General features: G+C 72.3%; 1 protein-coding gene and 2 pseudogenes. 1 reads left to right on the forward strand and 2 read right to left on the reverse strand.

The genetic code is table 11. The features are described 5' to 3' along the window. Positions 1-529, reverse strand: a pseudogene (locus tag ACFTZL_RS44585) (hypothetical protein); the annotation flags it as partial. 446 nt (positions 530-975) lie between these two features. Between ACFTZL_RS44585 and ACFTZL_RS44590 the strand changes: the two are divergent. Then, positions 976-1,641: a bifunctional DNA primase/polymerase gene (locus ACFTZL_RS44590; protein WP_382596276.1), complete on the forward strand. Its 666-nt coding sequence runs from the start codon at positions 976-978 to the stop codon at positions 1,639-1,641. 40 nt (positions 1,642-1,681) lie between these two features. Here the strand turns inward: ACFTZL_RS44590 and ACFTZL_RS44595 are convergent. Further along, positions 1,682-1,771, reverse strand: a pseudogene (locus tag ACFTZL_RS44595) (50S ribosomal protein L25); the annotation flags it as partial.

Here is a 1,771-nt window from a genome sequence, read left to right on the forward strand (position 1 = left end):
GGCCCCGGGCGCGCCCGGGGCCGGGCTCGGGCTCCGACCGCTGGGCCGGGGGCGAGGGGACGAGCCAGCGCTGCATGGGCTCGATGAGGGCCGGGCCCGCAGACAGGACCAGCGAGCTCCCGAGGAAGCCGCGCCGCGCCAGCATCAGGTCGCTGCGCGAGAACTCGCTGAGCAGGGCCACGGTCTGCGGGCCCGTCCAGGGCAGGTCGACGCCGGTCGCGGAGGGTGACTGGCGCGCGGTGCGCAGCCCCAGGTCCTCGACGGAGACGACGACACCGAAACGTTCCGAGAACAGCTCGGACAGGATCCTGGGGATCGGCTCGCGGGGGTTCTCGCCGTCGAGCCAGCGGCGGACGCGCGAGGTGTCCGTGGAGATGTGGTTGGCGCCGAGCTGGCGTGCCCGGCGGTTGACCTGGCGGGCGAGCTCGCCCTTGGACCAGCCGCTGCGCACGAACCAGGAAGTGAGCAGCTCGTTCGGGCGCTTGTCAGCGTGCGTCGCGTTCGTTCCGCTTCCGCCGTTGCCGCTCACTGGAACGCCCCCATCCCTGAGACCACTTGTCGCCGAGTGCGCCAAGCCCTATCAGCATGCCGGTTCGTACGGCCGTCCGTCCGGCCCTTGTCACCCGTCGAACTGAATATCGACTTGCCTCCGGCATACCCACGAGTGCATGTGCCCCCAGGACTCGTGCACACAAAGTAATCCTACGATCACCCGTCCAGCCACGGCTCACACGGAAACGCCACCATTCGCCACCCCTTCGAATGAACTCACGTACGCCTCCTCGCGATTCACTTGACACAGCACAACCAGGAGCGGGTGCAGCGATGCACCGAGGGGCGCGTGTCGTCTAGCGCACCACCCTGGGCACTTCCGGGCGCTGAGTGAACGGAACGCCGCTCGGGAAGGCGGAAACAGAGAGTCACGCAGAGCGACCGCTGCGTAACCACCGGTGCGTCGGACCCGTTGGAGGGGGCATGGGCTTCACGATCGGCATCAGCCGGGGCATGCGCGACATCCGGTCCGGCTCGCGCCGCCGCGGCCGCACGTCGGACGGCACCGCCGTGGCCGAGTACACCGGGCTGTGGGGCTGGGACGTGGTGCCGGGCGCCCGGGCCTCGGCGGGCGCCTGCTCCTGCGGCCGCCGCGACTGCCCGGCGCCGGGTGCGCATCCGCTGGACTTCGCGCCCGTGATCCCCGCCGGGGCGACGCTGGGCGACGTGACCGAGTCCTGGGGCGAGTTCCCCGGCGCCTCGGTGATGCTGCCGGTCGGGCGGGCGTTCGACGTCATCGAGGTGGCCGAACCCGCCGGCTGCCGTGCGCTGGCCCGGCTGGAGCGCATGGGCCTGCCCGTCGGCCCGGTCGCGGCGACCCCGGACGGCCGCGCCCACTTCTTCGTCGCCCCCGGCGCCGCCGCCGATCTGCCCGGCCTGCTCTACCGCATGGGCTGGGACGACGCCGCCTCCCTCGACCTGCGCGGCCTCGGTCCCGGTACGCACATCACGGCGCCGCCCTCCGACCGTGGCGGTCTCGGCCCGGTGCGCTGGCTGCGCTCCCCCGCCCTGGACTCGGCGTCCGGGGCGCCGGAGGCCCGCCTGGTGCTGGGCACGCTGGCGTATGTGGCACACCGGTCACGGGCCTGACCCCGTACACAGCGAAGCGCCCGACCCGAGACACCGTCGGGTCGACGTGGACCAGGTAACCCTTGATGGCGTCACGCTGGACGGCCTTCGGGATCGCCAGCTCGTTCTTGCCGTCGATGTCCAGGGACAG

The organism is Streptomyces sp. NPDC056948 (genome assembly GCF_042674225.1).
GTDB lineage: Bacteria > Actinomycetota > Actinomycetes > Streptomycetales > Streptomycetaceae > Streptomyces > Streptomyces purpurascens.

Excerpts from the sequence above, each read along its gene's own strand:
- ACFTZL_RS44590 (WP_382596276.1), top strand. The coding sequence starts at position 976 with ATGGGCTTCACGATCGGCATCAGCCGGGGCATGCGCGACATCCGGTCC.